The sequence below is a fragment of the Simplicispira lacusdiani genome (assembly GCF_003604195.1).
In the GTDB taxonomy this organism is placed as follows: domain Bacteria; phylum Pseudomonadota; class Gammaproteobacteria; order Burkholderiales; family Burkholderiaceae_C; genus Simplicispira; species Simplicispira lacusdiani.
Genome location: NZ_QXGR01000006.1, coordinates 168268 through 185928, shown reverse-complemented (window position 1 = coordinate 185928; position 17661 = coordinate 168268). Strand labels below are relative to the sequence as shown.

The window sequence follows — 17661 nt, the reverse complement described above, 5'->3', positions numbered from 1 at the left end:
TCTTGTTCTTCTTAGAGCGGAATGTTCCCGTGCTTGCGCCAGGGGTTGTCGAGCTTCTTGTCGCGCAGCATGACCAACGAGCGGCAGATGCGCTTGCGCGTCTCGTGCGGCAGGATCACGTCGTCGATGAAGCCGCGCGCGCCGGCCACGAAGGGGTTGGCGAAGCGCTGCTTGTACTCGGCCTCGCGGGCGGCGAGCTTGACGGGGTCGTTCTTGTCCTCGCGGAAGATGATTTCCACGGCGCCCTTGGCGCCCATCACGGCGATCTCGGCGTTGGGCCAGGCGAAGTTGACGTCGCCGCGCAGGTGCTTGGAGCTCATCACGTCGTAGGCGCCGCCGTAGGCCTTGCGCGTGATGACGGTGATCTTGGGCACGGTGCACTCGGCATACGCGTAGAGCAGCTTGGCGCCGTGCTTGATGATGCCGCCGTATTCCTGGCTGGTGCCGGGCATGAAGCCGGGCACGTCCACGAAGGTGACCACGGGGATGTTGAAGGCATCGCAGAAGCGCACGAAGCGCGCGGCCTTGATGCTCGACTTGATGTCCAGGCAGCCGGCCAGCACCAGGGGCTGGTTGGCCACGATGCCTACGGTCTGGCCTTCCATGCGGGCGAAGCCGATGATGATGTTCTTGGCGTATTCGGGCTGCAGCTCGAAGAAGTCACCGTCGTCCACCGTCTTGACGATGAGTTCCTTCATGTCATACGGCTTGTTCGGGTTGTCGGGCACCAGGGTGTCGAGCGACAGGTCGGCGCGGTCGGCCGGGTCGTTGCTCGGGCGCACCGGGGCCTTTTCGCGGTTGTTCAGCGGCAGGTAGTTGTACAGGCGACGCAGCATGAGCAGCGCCTCGACGTCGTTGTCGAACGCCATGTCGGCCACGCCGCTCTTGCTGGTGTGGGTGATGGCGCCGCCCAGTTCCTCAGCGGTCACTTCCTCGTGCGTCACGGTCTTGACCACCTCGGGGCCGGTCACGAACATGTAGCTGCTGTCCTTCACCATGAAGATGAAGTCGGTCATGGCGGGCGAGTACACCGCGCCGCCCGCGCAGGGGCCCATGATCATGCTGATCTGCGGCACCACGCCGGAAGCCAGCACGTTCTTCTGGAACACGTCGGCATAGCCGCCCAGCGATGCCACGCCTTCCTGGATGCGCGCGCCGCCCGAGTCGTTCAGGCCGATCACGGGGGCGCCCACTTTCATGGCCTGGTCCATGACCTTGCAGATCTTCTCGGCGTGCGTTTCCGACAGCGCGCCGCCGAACACGGTGAAGTCCTGGCTGAACACGAACACCAGGCGGCCGTTGATCATGCCGTAGCCGGTGACCACGCCGTCGCCGGGGATCTTGTTGCCTTCCATGCCGAAGTCGGTGCAGCGGTGCTCGACGAACATGTCCCATTCCTCGAAGGTGCCGTCGTCGAGCAGCAGCTCGATACGCTCGCGCGCCGTGAGCTTGCCCTTGGCGTGCTGCGCGTCGATGCGCTTTTGCCCGCCGCCCAGGCGCGCAAGCTCGCGCTTTTTCTCCAGTTGGTCCAGGATGTCTTGCATGGTTCGTCCTTTGTGTGAACTTTGGGTGGTGTTGTTTGCTACTTAATCTATAGCTGCTTGCGCTTGCCCATATTGGGCTGAAAGCAGATTTCTTGCCGCAGTCGAGGCCGCCACGCGCCCCGCTGCCACGTCCTGCTGCAGGCGCGGCAAAAGCTCGCGCACCTGCGGGTGCTGGCGGAAGGCGTGCTTGAGGCCGGCGTCGATGCGCTCCCACATCCAGGCCAGGGCCTGCTTCTCGCGCCGCGCGGCCAGGCGGCCGTTGGCGGTCTGGAGCTGGCGGTATTGCGTGACGGCCGCCCAGAAGGCGTCGATGCCCTGCCCCTGCAGCGCGCTGATCTGCACCACCTTCGGGTGCCACTGCGTGGTGTCGTGGTGGGCGTGCTCGGGGTTGCCGTGCTGGCTCAGCAGGCGCAGGCTGGACGCGATCTGCGCCTCGGCGCGCGTGGCGGCTGCCTTGTCGATGTCGGCCTTGTTGATGGCCACCAGGTCGGCGATCTCCATCACGCCCTTCTTGATGGCCTGCAAATCGTCGCCCGCGTTGGGCAGCTGCAGCAGCACGAACATGTCGGTCATGTTGGCCACGGCCGTTTCGCTCTGGCCCACGCCCACGGTCTCGACGATCACCACGTCGTAGCCCGCAGCCTCGCAGACCAGCATGCTTTCGCGCGTCTTCTCGGCCACGCCGCCCAGCGTGCCGCTGCTCGGGCTGGGGCGGATGTAGGCCTGCTCGTGCATGGAGAGGTGCTCCATGCGCGTCTTGTCGCCCAGGATGGAGCCGCCCGAGACGCTGCTCGACGGGTCCACCGCCAGCACGGCCACCCGCAGGCCCTGGGCGATCAGGTACAGCCCCAGCGCCTCGATGAAGGTGGACTTGCCCACGCCGGGCACGCCGCTGATGCCCAGCCGGAACGCCTTGCCCGTGTGCGGCAGCAGCTGCGTGAGCAGCGCATCGCCCTGCGCGCGGTGGTCGGCGCGGGTCGATTCGAGCAGCGTGATGGCCTTGGCCATGGCGCGACGCTGGGCTGCGGCCCCACCATTCAGCACACCGTGAACCAATTGCTCGCTGTTCATACCCACCACGATCCGATCAATTTGATGGTGTCCTCAGACGCAAAAGTAAAGATGAGCATGAAGCACACGCCAAGGGCAAGCAAGAGGAAGGACACGCCATGCATGCTCTCAAGCCAGCACACTGCCGCAAAGACAGTGAAGATGGCCATGCAGCCCAGAGCGCCCCCCGCACGTCCCACTTTGGTCATGGCATCACGCGCGGGCCTTGCGGATTTGCTCCAGCACATCCTTGGCGCTGGCCGGGATCGGCGTGCCGGGGCCGTAGATGCCCTTCACGCCGGCTTCGTAGAGGTAGTCGTAGTCCTGCACCGGGATCACGCCGCCGACGAAGACGATGATGTCGTCCGCGCCCTGCTCTTTGAGGGCCTTGATGATGGCCGGCACCAGCGTCTTGTGGCCGGCGGCCAGGGTGGAGATGCCCACGGCATGCACGTCGTTCTCGATGGCCTGGCGCGCGCATTCCTCGGGGGTCTGGAACAGCGGGCCGATGTCCACGTCGTAGCCCAGGTCGGCGAAGGCGGTGGACACCACCTTGGCGCCCCGGTCGTGGCCGTCCTGGCCCAGCTTGGCGATCATCACGCGGGGGCGGCGGCCCTCTTGCGCGGCGAAGGCGTCGATCTCGGACTTGAGCTTGTCCCAGCCTTCGGCGGAATCGTAGGCAGCAGCGTACACACCGGTCACCTTTTGCGTGTCGGCGCGGTGGCGCCCGAAGGCCTTTTCCAGCGCGTCGGAAACTTCACCCACCGTGGCGCGCAGGCGCACGGCCTTGATGGCCAGGTCAAGCAGGTTGCCCTGGCCGGATTCTGCTGCAGAAGTGAGAGCAGCCAGCGCTTTTTCCACCTGGGCTGCATCGCGTTTTGCCCGGATATTCTTCAGGCGTTCGATCTGGCCGTCGCGCACCTTGAGGTTGTCCACCTCCAGGATGTCCACGGGGTCTTCCTTGGCCAGCTTGTACTTGTTCACGCCGACGATCACGTCCTTGCCGGAGTCGATGCGCGCCTGCTTTTCGGCGGCTGCGGCTTCGATTTTCAGCTTGGCCCAGCCGCTGTCCACGGCCTGGGTCATGCCGCCCATGGCCTCGACCTCCTCGATGATCTTCCAGGCGGCGTCCATCATGTCCTGCGTCAGCTTCTCCATCATGTAGCTGCCGGCCCAGGGGTCGATCACGTTGGTGATGTGGGTTTCTTCCTGGATGATGAGCTGCGTGTTGCGCGCGATGCGGGCGCTGAACTCGGTGGGCAGCGCGATGGCTTCGTCGAGCGCGTTGGTGTGCAGGCTCTGCGTGCCGCCGAACACGGCCGCCATGGCCTCGATGGTGGTGCGCACCACGTTGTTGTACGGGTCCTGCTCGGTCAGGCTCCAGCCGCTGGTCTGGCAGTGCGTGCGCAGCATCAGGCTCTTGGGGTTCTTGGCGTTGAAGCCCTTCATGATGCGGCACCACAGCAGGCGCGCGGCGCGCATCTTGGCCACTTCCAGATAGAAGTTCATGCCGATGGCCCAGAAGAAGGAGAGGCGCCCGGCGAATTCGTCCACGTCCATGCCCTTGGCGATGGCGGTCTTCACGTATTCCTTGCCGTCGGCCAGGGTGAAGGCCAGTTCCAGCGCCTGGTTGGCGCCGGCTTCCTGCATGTGGTAGCCCGAAATCGAGATCGAGTTGAACTTCGGCATGTTCTTGGCCGTGTACTCGATGATGTCGCCGATGATCCGCATGCTCGGCTTGGGCGGGTAGATGTAGGTGTTGCGGACCATGAACTCCTTGAGGATGTCGTTCTGGATGGTGCCGCTGAGCTTGTCTTGCGACACGCCCTGCTCTTCCGCCGCCACCACGTAGCCCGCCAGCACCGGCAGCACGGCGCCATTCATGGTCATGGAGACGCTCACCTTGTCGAGCGGGATCTCGTTGAACAGGATCTTCATGTCCTCCACCGAATCGATCGCCACGCCAGCCTTGCCCACGTCGCCGGTCACGCGGGGGTGGTCGCTGTCGTAGCCCCGGTGCGTGGCCAGGTCAAACGCCACCGACACGCCCTGCCCGCCGGCGGCCAGCGCCTTGCGGTAGAAGGCGTTGGATTCCTCGGCCGTGGAGAAGCCCGCGTACTGGCGAATCGTCCAGGGGCGCACTGCGTACATGGTGGCCTGCGGGCCACGCAGGAAGGGCTCGAAGCCCGGCAGCGTGTCGGCGTAGGGCAGGTCTTTCGTGTCCTGCGCGGTGTAGAGCGGCTTGACGGTGATGCCGTCGGGCGTGACCCAGTTCAGGGCGTTCACGTCCCCGCCCGGCGCCGACTTGGCGGCGGCCTTGTTCCAGGCTTCGAGGCTCGCGCTGGCGAATTCGGGCGTGGTCTTGTTGGGGTGGTCACTCATTGCGGGTGTTCTCCGACGGTTGCATTGGACAGCTTCAGGGCATTCCCTGGTGTAACGGCAAGTTTACATCATTCATAATTATTCATTCAAAATATTCTTTGCGGCTTACAATCCCGTCCATGTCTGCCCTCACCCTCACGCCCCGCGCACTCTATGAAGAAGTGGCCGAGCTGCTGCGCCAGCGCATCTTCCGCCGCGAACTGGAGCCCGGGAGCTGGATCGACGAGCTGAAGATCGCCGAGGAGTTCGGCATCAGCCGCACGCCGCTGCGGGAGGCGCTCAAGGTGCTGGCCGCCGAGGGCCTGGTGACCATGAAGGTACGGCGCGGCGCCTACGTGACCGAGATGTCCGAGAAGGACTTGCGCGACGTCTACCACCTGCTCAGCCTGCTGGAGAGCGACGGCGCGGGCGTGGTGGCGCGCACCGCCACGGCCGAACAGTTGCGCTCGCTGCAAGACCTGCACGCCGAGCTGGAGGCCGCCACGGCCGAGCGCGATCGCTTCTTCGCGGTGAACGAGCGCTTCCACATGCGGCTGCTGGAGCTGTCGGACAACCGCTGGCGCAGCCAGATGGTGGCCGACCTGCGCAAGGTGATGAAACTCAACCGCCACAACTCGCTGCTCAAGCAGGGCCGCATCGAGGATTCGCTGGCCGAGCACCGCGCGATCATGGAGGCGCTGGCGGCGCGCGACGCCGACGCCACGGTGCGTGCCATGCAGGCGCATTTCGCGCAGGGGCTGGAGGCGGCGAGCCCCCATTGACGGTGCGGCAGCCTGCGCCGCTGCGCTACTTCGGACCTTGCTCCACCCACCTGAGACAGGCCTCCCGCCGCGCCGCGTCGGGGTTCGCCCTGCACAGGAGCACTAACTTTTCCTTCATCAGCACGAGCGTCGCCGGGTCCTGCGCCGCGCGCTTGAGCCATTCCAGGCCGTTTTCTCTGTCCATCGGCACACCGGCACCGAGCATCCGCATGAACCCATAGTCCATTTGCGCCTTGTGGTGGTTTTTCTGTGCCGCTTTCAAAATCCACTGCGCGGCCAGCGAAAAATCGCGGGGCACGCCGGTACCCGTGGAATAAAGAACGCCAAGGTTGTATTCGGCCGAGGTGTATCCGGTTTTTGCCGATTTCTCGTACCAGAAAACAGCCCGCTCCATATTCTGCGGAAAGTCATCGCGTCCGGTGGCGTGGATATGGCCCAGGTTGAAAGCCGCCACGGCGTCCCCCTGCTGGGCGACCTCTTCGAGCAATGCCACCGCCTTGCGAATATCCCTAGGGACTCCGCGCCCTTCTTCATAGAAATTGGACAAGTTGAACTTGGCCGCGGACACCCCTTGGGTCGCGGCCTTCTCAAACCATGCCGCGGCCACCGCATCGTCGCGCGCCACGCCCAGGCCTTGCGCATAGAAGCCCGCCAGATTGTTCTGCGCATTGGCATCTCCGGTATGGGCCGCAAGGTGGTACCACATGCTGGCAAGGCCGTAGTTCGCGTTCCGATGGGCCATATTGCCGTAGCGCATGGCGTTTTTCCACGCAAAGAACGCAAGGCTCAGCAGTAGCACGAAGAGAAGCGCATTGACAAATCCCTGGCGCTCGTTCTTCATTGCATGGGCCTTGCTGAATCAACGCCCCGCACCTTTCGCGCACAGGCATTTGGCACGTATTTCATCGAGACCATTATTCCGCAACCAGGAACAAACCATTTCTCTCCCGTCAATGACCGCCTGGGGGCCGCTTTGCAGTCGAAGGATATGATCAAAAGCTTTGCGCAGGCTCCTGCGCAAGCCGCGCGCCCCTGATGCAGGGATTGCAGCCGCCTCCCTTTGAGCTTGATGACGACCTTCGCCCCCGCCGACCTCGCCAGCGTGCACACGCTGCCCCAGCTGCTGGCCTACCGCGCCGCCGCCACCCCCAACGCCGAGGCCTACCGCGCCTACGACAACAATGCCCAGGCCTGGGCCAGCCTGACCTGGGCACAGGCGCGCGAGCGCGTGGGCCTCTGGACCCGCGCCCTGGCCACCATGGGCCTGCCCACGGGCGCGCGCGTGGCCATCCTGCTGCCCAATGGGCTCGACGCCATGAGCATCGACCAGGCCACGCTGGCTTATGCCTGCGTGCCGGTGCCGCTGCACGCCATCGACAACCCGGGCAGCATCGCCTACATCCTCTCGGACTGCGAAGCCTCGTTGCTGGTGCTGGAAGACGTGGAGCAGTGGCAGCGCATCCAAGCCGTGGGCACGCCGCTGCCCCAGCTCAAGGCCGTGGTGCTCACCCGCCCCGGCGCCAGCGGCGACACCACCGCCCCCGTGCCCGTGGTTCCGCTGGCCGACTGGCTGGCCCGCGCCTCGAAGCATCCGCCCATGCAGACGCCGCCCTGCGCGGCCGACCTGGCGGCCATCGTCTACACCTCGGGCACCACCGGCAAGCCCAAGGGGGTGATGCTGACCCACCGCAACGTGGTCTCCGACGTCAAGGCCGTGCTGCAGCGCATCCAGCCCACGGTGGAGGACGTGTTCCTGTCCTTCCTGCCACTGTCACACACCTTCGAGCGCACCGCCGGCTACTACCTGCCCATGGCGGCGGGCAGCTGCGTCGCCTATGCGCGCTCGGTGGCGCTGCTGGCGGAAGACCTGCGCACCGTGCGCCCCACGGTGCTGATCTCCGTGCCGCGCATCTACGAGCGCGTGCATGCCAAGGTGCTGGAAAAGCTGGCGTCCTCGCGCCTCAAGACGCGGCTGTTCGAGGCCGCGGTGGCCGTGGGCTGGCGGCGCTTTAGCTTGGTGCACGGCCTGCCCACGCCCGGCGCGGACGAGGAACGCGCCGCCGGAGCCTGGGCTAGGCTGCCCTGGATCGTGCTGGAGCCGCTGGTGGCCCGCCCGCTGCTGGAGCAGTTTGGCGGCCGCGTGCGCGTGGCCGTGAGCGGCGGCGCGCCGCTCTCGCCCGCCATCGCGCGCTGTTTCCTGGGCCTGGGCCTGCCGCTGCTGCAGGGCTACGGCATGACCGAGACGGCACCCGTGGTGTCGGTGAACACGCCCAAGGACAACCGCCCCGCCAGCGTGGGCCGCGCCCTGCCCGGCGTGGAGGTGCGCATCGGCGACAACCGCGAACTGCAGGTGCGCGGCCCCATCGTCATGAAGGGCTACTGGAACCGCCCGGAAGACACGGCCCGCATCCTCTCCACCGATGGCTGGCTGGGCACGGGCGACCAGGCCGAGATCATCGACGGGCGCATCCACATCCGGGGCCGCATCAAGGAAATCATCGTCACCTCCACGGGTGAGAAGGTGCCGCCGGCCGACCTGGAGCTGGCCATCATGGCCGATCCGCTGTTCGAGCAGGCCTTCGTGGTGGGCGAGAACCTGCCGTTCATCGCCTGCGTGGCCGTGCTGCACCGCGAGGAATGGCTGCGCCTGGCGCGCGAGACGGGCCTGGACGCCAAGGACCCAGCCAGCCTGAACCACCCCGCCGTGCACAAGGCGGCGCTCGAACGCATCGCCCGGCAGACGGCCAGCTTCGCGCGCTACGCCGTGCCGCGCGCCGTGTACTTCACGCTGGAGCCTTGGACCATCGAGAACACCTTCATGACGCCCACGCTCAAGCTCAAGCGCAGCAACCTCATGGCGCATTTCGCGGCGGCCATCGAAGCGATGTACAAGCGCTGACGGCGTGGCGCAAAAGGCGCGCCAGAGTGCAAACCCGCCGAAACATCTGGCCGGCGCGGGCGCCGTGCCCTATGCTACGCATACGTTTACTTACAGCACCCCGCCCGGCCCATGAAGTCCCCAGAAGAAACCGTCGTCTTCGGCACCGAAGACCTATTGAGCAGCCTGTGCAACTCGGTGACCCGGGTGCTCACCGTGGCCACGCAGAGCCAGATCCGCTACTCCGGCATGATCCAGCGCATCACGCGCACCTGCCTCAAGCCCGACATCGGCTGCTTCGTGCTGTTCGACGGCGGCTTCTCGGGCCTGGTCATCATCAATTTCTCGGCCCAGGCGGCCATGGAGCTGTACTCCAACTACCTGCTCAACATGGGCCTGTCCAAGAGCGACCTGGCCAGCTCCTACACCTCGGACGAGGTCAGTAACGTGATGGGCGAGCTGATGAACCAGGTGGTGGGCGACTTCACCGGCAAGGTGCACCGCGAGCTGCACACCCACATCACCCAGAACCAGCCCAAGATGCTGGTGCTGAACAAGCAGGTGATGCTCAGCGTGGACGCCAACCTCGACCAGCCCGAGGCCCGGCGCGTGACCTTCTACACCGGCGCCAACAACATCTTCTATCTGGAGCTGGCCATCGACAAGACGGAGTTCGTCAAGCTCTACGACTTCGAGGCCCAGGACATCCCCGACCCCGACGCGCTGATCGCCCAGGCCCATGCCCAGGCCGCCGCGCCCGCCGCCCCGGCGCCAGCGGCCGCCAACGCGGCCTCCGACACCGACGACCTGCTGCGGTCGCTGGGGATGTAAGAAGCCTTTTCCATCAGACGCAGCCCACGTCGCACACCAGTGCGTTCTCGTGGGCCTGCGCGCCGTACACGCAGCCAAAGCGGTTGGCCAGGAAGTCGTCCAGCGCCACCTGCTCCTGCCCCACGAAACCCGCCTGCGGCAGCCGGCCCTGCGCCACCAGGTCCAGCGCGGTGCAGATGCCCGCCGCCGTGGTGAGCTGGATGGCGCTGAGCCGGTGCCCCGCCACCTCGGTGCCCACGATGCGGGCCGAGTACGAATCCTGCACCAGATGCCCGCCGCGCAGGCCCGTGCTGCTGGCGAACACCACGATCACGTCCTGCTCGGTGGTCGGAATGGCGGCCTCGAAGATTTCCTTCAGCAGGTCGCGCCGGTCGCGCAGCCGCAGGTCGTTGAGCAGCAGCTTCAAGATGGCGCAGTGGCCGGGGTAGCGGATGGACTTGTAATCCACCTGCCGCGCCTTGCCCGCCAGCGTCTCGGTGAGCGTGCCCAGGCCGCCCGAGGTGTTGAAGGCCTCGTACTCCACGCCGTCGAGCGCGAAGGTTTCCAGCCCTTCGAGCGCCGGCACCGTGGTGGTCGCGCCGTCCACGATCGCCTCGCAGGGGTTGCAGTATTCGTTGATCAGCCCCTCGGTGCTCCAGGTCAGGTTGTAGCGCAGGGCGCCCTGCGGGTAGCGCGGCAGCGCGCCCACGCGCATGCGCAGGCTGTGCAGCTCGTCGAAGCGCCGTGCCAGGTCGTTGCCCACGATGCCGATGAAGCCCGGCGCCAGGCCGCACTGCGGCATGAGCACGCTGCGCGCGCCTTCGGCCAGCGAGCGGATGGCCTGGGTGCTGCGCACGTCCTCGGTCAGGTCGAAATAGTGCACGCCGGCCCGGGCGCACAGCGTGGCCACGCCCACGGCGCAATGGAACGGCAGCGCGTTGAGCACGGCGAAGCGGCCCTCGACGGCCAGGCGCAGCGCGTCGTCGTTGCCGGCCACCTGCGTGGGCAGCCCCAGCGCGGCGACGGCGGCCAGGCGCTGCGGGTCGCGGTCGGCCACGAGCACGTCGTAGTCGCCGCTGCGGGCAAGCAGCAGGGCCATGGCGAAGCCAATGTGGCCGGCGCCCAGGATGGTGATGGAACGGCGGGGGGTGGTCATGGTGTGTCTCCTCGTGTCGTTGGTTTCGGCCGTCGTGCGGCCCAGGGACATGCTAGGCCGAGGTGCTGTCAATGTGTAGCATCTAAATCGACGAATATCGTTTTAATATTCGTCATTCCGGCGAAATTGAACGACACACCATGACCCACCCCCTGGATGACACCGACCGCCAGCTCCTGAGCCTGCTGCAGGCCAACGCGCGCGAAAGCACCGCCACCCTGGCGCGGCGCCTGGGCCTGGCGCGCACCACCGTGGTCTCGCGCATCGCGCGGCTGGAGCGCGAGGGCGTGGTGGCGGGCTACGGCGTGCGCCTGGGCGCGCGCATGGACAGCGCCGCCGTGCGCGCCTGGTGCAGCCTGAGCGTGCTGCCGCAGACGGCGCCGGCCGTGCTGCGCGCGCTGGGCGCGATGCCCGAGGTGGAGGAGGTGTCAGCCGTGAGCGGCCAGTTCGACTACCTGGTGTTCCTGCGCTGCCCCAGCCACGAGCGGCTCGACGCCCTGCTCGACCAGATCGGGCAGATGGACGGGGTGCACCGCACGCAGACCAGCATCGTGCTCAGCCGCAAGATCGACCGCCGGAGTGTGGGGTAACACCCCCCTGTGGCGCTGCGCGCCTTCCCCCCGCTCTCGCATCGCAACGCGATGCGGGCAGGGGGACGCCACCAGCGCGGCGGGGCGGCCCTTGCGCGGTGGCCGCTGACCTGGGCCAGGCCAGTAGCATGCGTCGTGCGCAGAGCGCAAAAATGCAATATTTTTATAGCTACTAACGCTTACCTATAAAGCGTTAGAGCCGATTTTCATCCAATATCGAACTGGTGCGCGTTCTTGCCCTTGATGGGCGCGTAGAAGGCCTTGATGCGGGCCATGTCGGCCTCCACGTCGCCCGTGGGCTCGAACAGCGGGCCCAGGCCGCCGACCTTGCGCTCGTAGTCCACGAAGGCCAGCACGATGGGCACGCCGGCCTGCTGGGCGATGAAGTAGAAGCCCGTCTTCCAATGCCGCGTCTTGCCGCGCGTGCCCTCGGGCGGCACGATGAGCTGCATGGGGCCTTCGGCCTCGCGCATGGCCTGCGCCGAGCTGGCCACGAGGTTGTTGGCCTGGCTGCGGTTCACCGGGATGCCGCCCAGCCAGCGCATGAGAGGGCCGAACGGCCAGCGGAAGATGCTTTGCTTGCCCATCCAGTACACGCGCAGGCGCAGCACGAAAGACAGCATCAGCGTGTAGGGCAGGTCCCAGTTGCTGGTGTGCGGGGCGGCGATGAGCACGCTTTTGGCGGCGTGCGCCGGAAGCTGCCCCTCCACCTTCCAGCCGGTGGCGCGAAGGATACCGATGGACAGCCCGCGCAGCAGGGTGTTGACGACCGGCGTATCGAAAATGGTGTGGTGGTGCATGGAAACGCGCTGCTTGAATGCACCAAGGGCTCTTGATACTTCCTGCTACAAATCGGCGCGAGTGTACCAAGCCATGCCCATGCCGACTTGACCCAAGGCAAGACTACAAGCCCCACCCTGCTCCACGCGCCCCATGAAAAACGGCGTTGCGGGCCCGTGCCCGGCAACGCCGTGGTGCGTGCGCAGTGAGGCTCAGCGCATCAGGAGGCCGACAGCGCCACTTCCACGCGGCGGGCCTCGGCGTTGCTGCCGCTGCCTTCGGTCTGCTCGGGCTTCTTCAGCTCGATGCGGTCCTCGGCCACGCCCAGGGCCTTGAGGGCTTCTGCCACGGCCAGCGCGCGGCTCTTGGCCAGCTCGGCGTTCTGCGCGGCATCGCCGGTGGCGTCATGGAAGCCCGAGACCATGGCCTTCTTGCCCTCGGCCACGCCCTTGACCACATCGGCCAGGGCTTCGGCGGCGCCCACGGCCAGGTCGGCCTTGGCCGTGGCGAAGAAGAACTTCACCACGCCGTTTTCCACGCGCACGCTGGCGGCATCCTCGGCCGCCACGGCGGCGGCCACGGTCTTGGGGGCCCGCGCGGAACCGCTCTTGTGGACAGCCACGCCCACCACGGTGGCCACGATCAGCGTGATCAGGGCAAACAGGAAACCCAGGGCAAAGCGCTGCTGGCCGTCGTCGTCGGAACTGCTGAAGGACATGGGGAAAGACTCCGTGAATAATGAGGGTCGGGGAAACCCTTGATTCTATGAGCACTTTCACCGCACCCACCCGCGACCCCGCGCCCATGCTGGAGCGGGCGCTACAGGATTGGGGGGGCCAGGACGACCTGTGGGTCTTCGGCTACGCCTCGCTGATCTGGCGGCCCGACTTCGATTTCGCCGAGCAGCGCCCCGCCCGCGTGCACGGCTGGCACCGTGCGCTCAAGATGTGGAGCCGCGTCAACCGGGGCACGCCCGAATGCCCGGGCCTGGTGTTCGGCATGCTCTCGGGCGGCAGTTGCCGGGGCGTGGTGTTCCGCGTCGAGCAGCGCCACGCCCGCCAGGTGTTGGTGAACCTGTGGCAGCGCGAAATGCCCACGGGCGTGTACGACCCGCGCTGGCTCCCCTGCCACACACCGCAGGGCACGGTGCGCGCGCTGGCCTTCACGCTCTCGCGCAGCAGCCCCAATTTCACGGGTGAACTGCACCCCGACGAATACCGCCGCATCTTCCTGCAGGCCAGCGGCCGCTATGGCAGCACGCACGACTACGCACACGACACCTACCACGGCTTGCGCAAGGTCGGCATCCACGACCGGGCGCTGGGCCAACTGCTCAGGCTCTCGCCAAGGAAACCCTAGGCGGCTGCACGTTCATGCGCCGGACGTGACTTATTGCCGCAGCGGCCGGAACGCGCCGCTGCAAGAAAGCCGGAGCGGGCTTAGAGTGCGGGTTTTCTTAACTTGCATCAAGGAATCCACGCCATGACACCACGGTTCACCCTGCTCGCCCTGGCCGCTCTCGCGATCGCCGGCTGCTCAGCCTACCCGTCCGGCCCCTCGGCCCGCGCCGCGCTCGAACCCACGCGCGGCAACGCCGTGGCGGGCACGGTGCGCTTCGCGCAGATGGGAGACGTGGTGCAGGTCAGCGGCCAGATCAGCGGCCTCAAGCCCGGCGCCGAGCACGGCTTCCACATCCATGAAAAAGGCGACTGCTCCAGCGGCGACGGCCTGAGCACCGGCGGTCACTTCAATCCCGCCGGCCAGGCGCACGGCCGCCACGGCGAAGGCATGCACCACACGGGCGACCTGCCCAGCCTGAAGGCCGACGCCAAGGGCGTGGCGCGGTTCAGCTTCGACTCGCGCAGCATCCGCCTGGGCAGCGGCAGCACCGACGTGGTGGGCCGAGGCCTGATCGTGCACCGCGATCCCGACGACTACGCCACCCAGCCGACTGGCAACGCCGGCCCGCGCCTCGCTTGCGCAGTCATCCAGCGCGACTAAGAACGTGTTGACGATATAAGGCCACGGCACAATGGCGGGCATGAGCAGCCCCTCCACATCCATCGCCGATCTGCGCAAGAGCTACGAGCGCGCCGAACTCAACGAAGACGCCTCGCACGCCGACCCGCTGCGGCAGTTCGACCAGTGGCTCAAGGAAGCCCTCGACGCGCAGGTCACCGAACCCAACGCCATGACCGTGGCCACCGTGGGCAGCGACCTGCGGCCCAGCACGCGCATCGTGCTCATCAAGGGCTACGACGAACGCGGCATCGTCTGGTTCACCAACTACGAAAGCCGCAAGGGCCGTCAGTTGGCGGGCAACCCCTATGCGGCGCTGCAGTTCCACTGGCTGGAGCTGGAGCGCGTGGTGCGCATCGAGGGCACCGTGGAGAAGGTGAGCGACGCCGAGAGCGACGAATACTTCCACAGCCGCCCGCTCGACTCGCGCATCGGCGCCTGGGCCAGCCCGCAGAGCCAGGTGATCGCCGGGCGCGGCGTGCTGGTGGCCAACGCCGCCAAGTACGGCGCCCAGTTCATGCTCAGCCCGCCGCGCCCGCCGCACTGGGGCGGCTACCGCCTCAAGCCCGACCAGTGGGAATTCTGGCAAGGCCGCAAGAGCCGCCTGCACGACCGCCTGCGCTACCGCCAGGAGGGCGAAGGCTGGGTGCGCGAGCGGCTGGCACCCTGAGCCCCCTCCGAGGCTCACATGGCCTACCTGCTGCTTGCCGCCCTGATCGTGCTGGTGGGCGTGCCCGCTTTCCGGTACTTGCGGGGCCGCATGGCCCTGGCCGTCGCGGTGCTGCTGCCCCCGGTGCTGTTCCAGGCGGCCAACTGGCTGTACCTGGGCCATCTGGACCCGTTCTGGCCTATCGCGGTGCTGGTCAGCCTGGTGGCATCCTCCCTCGGTGCCGCCGTGGTCGGGCTGGCCATGGACCGGCACAGCCATCCACGCGAACACCGATGACCGCCACGAAAGGACCGGCCATGCTGCAAACCTACCAAGGCTCCTGCCACTGCGGTGCGGTGCGCTTCGAGGCCGACCTGGACCTCAGCGAACCCACCTACCGTTGCAACTGCTCGATCTGCCGGCGCACGCGCTTCTGGCCCGCCGTGGCGCGCGAGGGCGGTTTTCGGCTGCTGGCGGGCGAGCAGGAACTGACGCAATACCTGTTCAACAGCCGCAAGAACCAGCACTACTTCTGCCGGCACTGCGGCGTGCGGCCCTTCGGCATCGGCACCGAGACGCCCATCGGCAAGATGTACGGCGTGAACCTGGGTTGCCTGGAAGGCATTTCAGAGGAAGAGCTTTCCAGGCTGGCCATCGTGCACGTGGACGGCATGCACGACCGCTGGGACAGCGCCCCCGCCTTCTGCGGCCACCTGTGAACCCGCTCAGGCCGGCACGTACCGCGCCACCAGCAAAAGCACCACCGGCACCGTGAGCAGCCCCAGCGCCGTGGACACGGCCACGCTGGCCGTCACCTCGTCCTGCGCCACCTCGTAGCGCTGGGCGAACAGGAACACATTGGCGCCCACGGGCAGCGAGGCCGCCACCACCATCACCGCCAGCGGCAGGCCGGAAAGCCCAGCGGCCCAGCCCAGCGCGGCCAGCACCAGCGGCAGCGCGAGATTCTTCACCAGTGCGATGCGCAGCGCCGCCCGGAAATGCGCCCCCACGGTGGAGAACGCCATCGTCACCCCCACCAGCAGCAGCGCCAGCGGGCCCAGCGCCTGGCCCAGCAACTGCAGCGGCTTGTCGACCACCTGCGGCACGACCAGCCCGGTCTGCGCGAACAGCAGGCCTGCGATGATTGGCAGCGGCACCGGATGCACGATGCCGTTGCGCACCGCCTGCAGCACCGTGCGCCACAGGGCCTGGTGGGCATGGCCCGCGCGGCTGCGGTGCTCGCGCGCCACGGCCAGCTCGAACACCACCGTGGCCGAGGTCAGCAGGATCAGCGAATGCACCGAAATCAGCGTGAACAGCGTCACCAGCCCCTGCTGGCCGAACGCCAGCCCCACCAGCGGCACGCCGATCATGATGGTGTTGCTGAACGTGTGGGCCAGCGCCCGCGCCGCCGCCAAGCTGGAGAAGCCCGTCATGGCCAGCGTGGCCGCGAACACCAGCCCTGCCGCGGCGAAATAGATGGCGATGGGCCCGAAATCGAGGTCTTGCACATGCACCGTGCTCATGGTGCGGAACAGCAGCGCGGGCGTGAGCACCATGAACACCAGGTTGGACAGGTCCTTCACGGCCGCTGCGCGTATCCAGCCACGGCGCCCCACGATGAAGCCCATGGCGATGAACAGGATCACCGGGACCAGGGCGTTGAAGACAGGTGAGTTCAAGGTGCGAATCGCCCGCAAGGCACTGCGCGGCGGGGATTGAATACTATTGATTTGATAGCTGCTGGCGCTTGTCCATCAAGCGCTGGAGGCCATTTTTATGCAAAACCTATACCCCATGCGCCAGCAGGGCTCCGCCCACGCCGCTGGCCAGCACCACGGCCCAGGGCGGCACGCGCCAGAACACCAGCGCCACGAAAGCCAGCAGCGCCAGCCCGAAATCCGCCGCGCCCAGGATGGCGCTGGTGAACACCGGCTGGTACAGCGCCGCCAGCAGCAGCCCCACCACGGCGGCGTTCACCCCGGCCAGCGCGGCCTGCGCGTTCGCATCGCGGCGCAGCCGCTCCCAGAACGGCAGCGCGCCCGCCACCAGCAGGAACGAGGGCACGAAGATGGCCACCAGGCACACCACGGCTCCCAGCCAGCCGCCCGGCCACGGCGCCATGGCCGCGCCCAGGAAGGCCGCGAAGGTGAACAACGGCCCTGGCACCGCCTGCGTGGCGCCGTAGCCCGCCAGGAAGGCGTCGGCCGACACCCAGCCCGGCGGCACCACCACCGCCTGCAGCAGCGGCAGCATCACATGGCCGCCGCCGAACACCAGCGCGCCCACGCGGTAGAAGGCATCGAACAGGGCCAGCAGCGTGCCCGGCCACAGTCGCACGGCCAGCGGCAGCAGCACCAGCAGCGCGGCGAACAGCAGCAGCAGCGCTGCCCCGGTGCGCCGCCGCACGGGCACGCGCAGCGCCTCATCGGCGGGTGCAGGCACGGCACCGGGCCGTGCCGCCTGGCCCCGGCCAAACAGCCACCAGCCCGCCACGCCGGCCGCCAGCATCACGCCCACCTGCGCCCACACGTTCGGCCACAGCAGCACCGCGCAGGCCGCCAGCGCCATCAGCGTGACCCGCGCACGGCCCACGCACAGGCTGCGCGCCATGCCCCACACCGCCTGCGCCACCACGGCCACGGCCACCACCTTCAGCCCGTGCAGCGCGCCCGCGCCCGGCGCCATGGCGCCGGAGGCCAGCCCCAGGCCGAACAAGGCCAGCACCAGGGCCGAGGGCAGCGTGAACCCCAGCCACGCCGCCAGCGCGCCGGGCATGCCCGCGCGCAGCAGCCCCAGCGCCATGCCCACCTGGCTGCTGGCCGGGCCGGGCAGGAACTGGCACAGGGCCACCAGATCGGCGTAGCTGTGCTCGGTGAGCCACCGGCGGCGCTGCACGAACTCATCGCGGAAATAGCCCAGGTGCGCCACCGGGCCGCCGAACGAGGTCAGCCCCAGGCGCAGGAAGATCCAGAACACCTGCCATGCCGAGGCGGGCGCGGGTGCGGAAGGCGTGGAAACAGGGCGTGCAGAAGACATGAG

The 17661-nt window shown here is 67.4% G+C and carries 19 protein-coding genes; 10 read left to right on the top strand and 9 right to left on the bottom strand.

All coding sequences use genetic code 11. The features are described from left to right. Positions 1-11 precede the first annotated feature (11 nt). The 3 genes from D8S75_RS10390 to scpA form a co-directional block, all read right to left on the bottom strand. Entirely contained in the window at positions 12-1544 is a 1533-nt protein-coding gene (locus tag D8S75_RS10390) for an acyl-CoA carboxylase subunit beta (RefSeq protein WP_119966261.1), read from the bottom strand. 42 nt (positions 1545-1586) lie between these two features. Further along, positions 1587-2615 carry a methylmalonyl Co-A mutase-associated GTPase MeaB gene (gene meaB, locus D8S75_RS10385; protein ID WP_119966260.1) on the bottom strand — a complete coding sequence of 343 codons (1029 nt, stop codon included), beginning with the start codon at positions 2613-2615 and terminating at the stop codon, positions 1587-1589. A gap of 192 nt (positions 2616-2807) precedes the next feature. Continuing rightward, entirely contained in the window at positions 2808-4976 is a 2169-nt protein-coding gene (gene scpA / locus D8S75_RS10375; protein ID WP_119966258.1) for a methylmalonyl-CoA mutase, read from the bottom strand. A 119-nt stretch (positions 4977-5095) separates the two neighbouring features. Here scpA and D8S75_RS10370 point away from each other — a divergent pair, with 119 nt between their 5' ends. After that, on the top strand, positions 5096-5737 hold the full coding sequence (locus D8S75_RS10370; protein ID WP_119966257.1) for a GntR family transcriptional regulator: 642 nt from the start codon (positions 5096-5098) through the stop codon (positions 5735-5737). A 25-nt stretch (positions 5738-5762) separates the two neighbouring features. Here the strand turns inward: D8S75_RS10370 and D8S75_RS10365 are convergent, their stop codons facing one another. After that, on the bottom strand, positions 5763-6578 hold the full coding sequence (locus D8S75_RS10365) for a tetratricopeptide repeat protein (protein WP_119966256.1): 816 nt from the start codon (positions 6576-6578) through the stop codon (positions 5763-5765). 3 nt (positions 6579-6581) lie between these two features. Here D8S75_RS10365 and D8S75_RS17745 point away from each other — a divergent pair, with 3 nt between their 5' ends. From D8S75_RS17745 to D8S75_RS10355, 3 genes are all read left to right on the top strand, one after another. Next, the gene (locus tag D8S75_RS17745; RefSeq protein WP_232829010.1) at positions 6582-6773 is read left to right on the top strand and encodes a hypothetical protein; all 192 of its coding nucleotides are present in this window, start codon (positions 6582-6584) and stop codon (positions 6771-6773) included. Between the two features lie 33 nt (positions 6774-6806). Continuing rightward, entirely contained in the window at positions 6807-8636 is a 1830-nt protein-coding gene (locus D8S75_RS10360; RefSeq protein ID WP_119966255.1) for an AMP-dependent synthetase/ligase, read from the top strand. A 111-nt stretch (positions 8637-8747) separates the two neighbouring features. Further along, positions 8748-9446 carry a DUF3334 family protein gene (locus D8S75_RS10355; RefSeq protein ID WP_119966254.1) on the top strand — a complete coding sequence of 233 codons (699 nt, stop codon included), beginning with the start codon at positions 8748-8750 and terminating at the stop codon, positions 9444-9446. 13 nt (positions 9447-9459) lie between these two features. Here the strand turns inward: D8S75_RS10355 and D8S75_RS10350 are convergent, their stop codons facing one another. Next, the gene (locus D8S75_RS10350; protein WP_119966253.1) at positions 9460-10581 is read right to left on the bottom strand and encodes a saccharopine dehydrogenase family protein; all 1122 of its coding nucleotides are present in this window, start codon (positions 10579-10581) and stop codon (positions 9460-9462) included. A gap of 140 nt (positions 10582-10721) precedes the next feature. Here D8S75_RS10350 and D8S75_RS10345 point away from each other — a divergent pair, with 140 nt between their 5' ends. Continuing rightward, positions 10722-11171: an Lrp/AsnC family transcriptional regulator gene (locus D8S75_RS10345; RefSeq protein ID WP_119966252.1), complete on the top strand. Its 450-nt coding sequence runs from the start codon at positions 10722-10724 to the stop codon at positions 11169-11171. Positions 11172-11377: 206 nt separating this feature from the next. Here the strand turns inward: D8S75_RS10345 and D8S75_RS10335 are convergent, their stop codons facing one another. Both D8S75_RS10335 and D8S75_RS10330 read right to left on the bottom strand, forming a co-directional pair. Continuing rightward, positions 11378-11971: a lysophospholipid acyltransferase family protein gene (locus D8S75_RS10335; protein WP_119966251.1), complete on the bottom strand. Its 594-nt coding sequence runs from the start codon at positions 11969-11971 to the stop codon at positions 11378-11380. Positions 11972-12171: 200 nt separating this feature from the next. Continuing rightward, positions 12172-12669, bottom strand: coding sequence for an OmpA family protein (locus tag D8S75_RS10330; RefSeq protein ID WP_119966250.1), 498 nt, complete (start codon positions 12667-12669; stop codon positions 12172-12174). 47 nt (positions 12670-12716) lie between these two features. Between D8S75_RS10330 and D8S75_RS10325 the strand changes: the two genes are divergently transcribed. From D8S75_RS10325 to D8S75_RS10305, 5 genes are all read left to right on the top strand, one after another. Continuing rightward, positions 12717-13310 (top strand): gamma-glutamylcyclotransferase, encoded by a 594-nt coding sequence (locus D8S75_RS10325; protein WP_119966249.1) that lies wholly within the window; start codon positions 12717-12719, stop codon positions 13308-13310. A 123-nt stretch (positions 13311-13433) separates the two neighbouring features. Then, on the top strand, positions 13434-13952 hold the full coding sequence (locus D8S75_RS10320) for a superoxide dismutase family protein (protein WP_119966248.1): 519 nt from the start codon (positions 13434-13436) through the stop codon (positions 13950-13952). A gap of 31 nt (positions 13953-13983) precedes the next feature. After that, positions 13984-14640, top strand: coding sequence for a pyridoxamine 5'-phosphate oxidase (pdxH, locus tag D8S75_RS10315; protein ID WP_198673180.1), 657 nt, complete (start codon positions 13984-13986; stop codon positions 14638-14640). An 18-nt stretch (positions 14641-14658) separates the two neighbouring features. Further along, complete coding sequence (locus tag D8S75_RS10310; RefSeq protein WP_119966247.1) at positions 14659-14916, top strand: hypothetical protein; 258 nt, start codon at positions 14659-14661, stop codon at positions 14914-14916. A 20-nt stretch (positions 14917-14936) separates the two neighbouring features. Continuing rightward, on the top strand, positions 14937-15338 hold the full coding sequence (locus D8S75_RS10305; RefSeq protein WP_119966408.1) for a GFA family protein: 402 nt from the start codon (positions 14937-14939) through the stop codon (positions 15336-15338). A gap of 6 nt (positions 15339-15344) precedes the next feature. Here D8S75_RS10305 and D8S75_RS10300 read toward each other — a convergent pair whose 3' ends face one another. After that, positions 15345-16301, bottom strand: coding sequence for an AEC family transporter (locus tag D8S75_RS10300; protein ID WP_119966246.1), 957 nt, complete (start codon positions 16299-16301; stop codon positions 15345-15347). Between the two features lie 106 nt (positions 16302-16407). Beyond that, a complete protein-coding gene (gene chrA / locus D8S75_RS10295) occupies positions 16408-17658 on the bottom strand; it encodes a chromate efflux transporter (RefSeq protein ID WP_119966245.1) in 1251 nt (416 codons plus the stop codon). Positions 17659-17661: the final 3 nt, after the last annotated feature.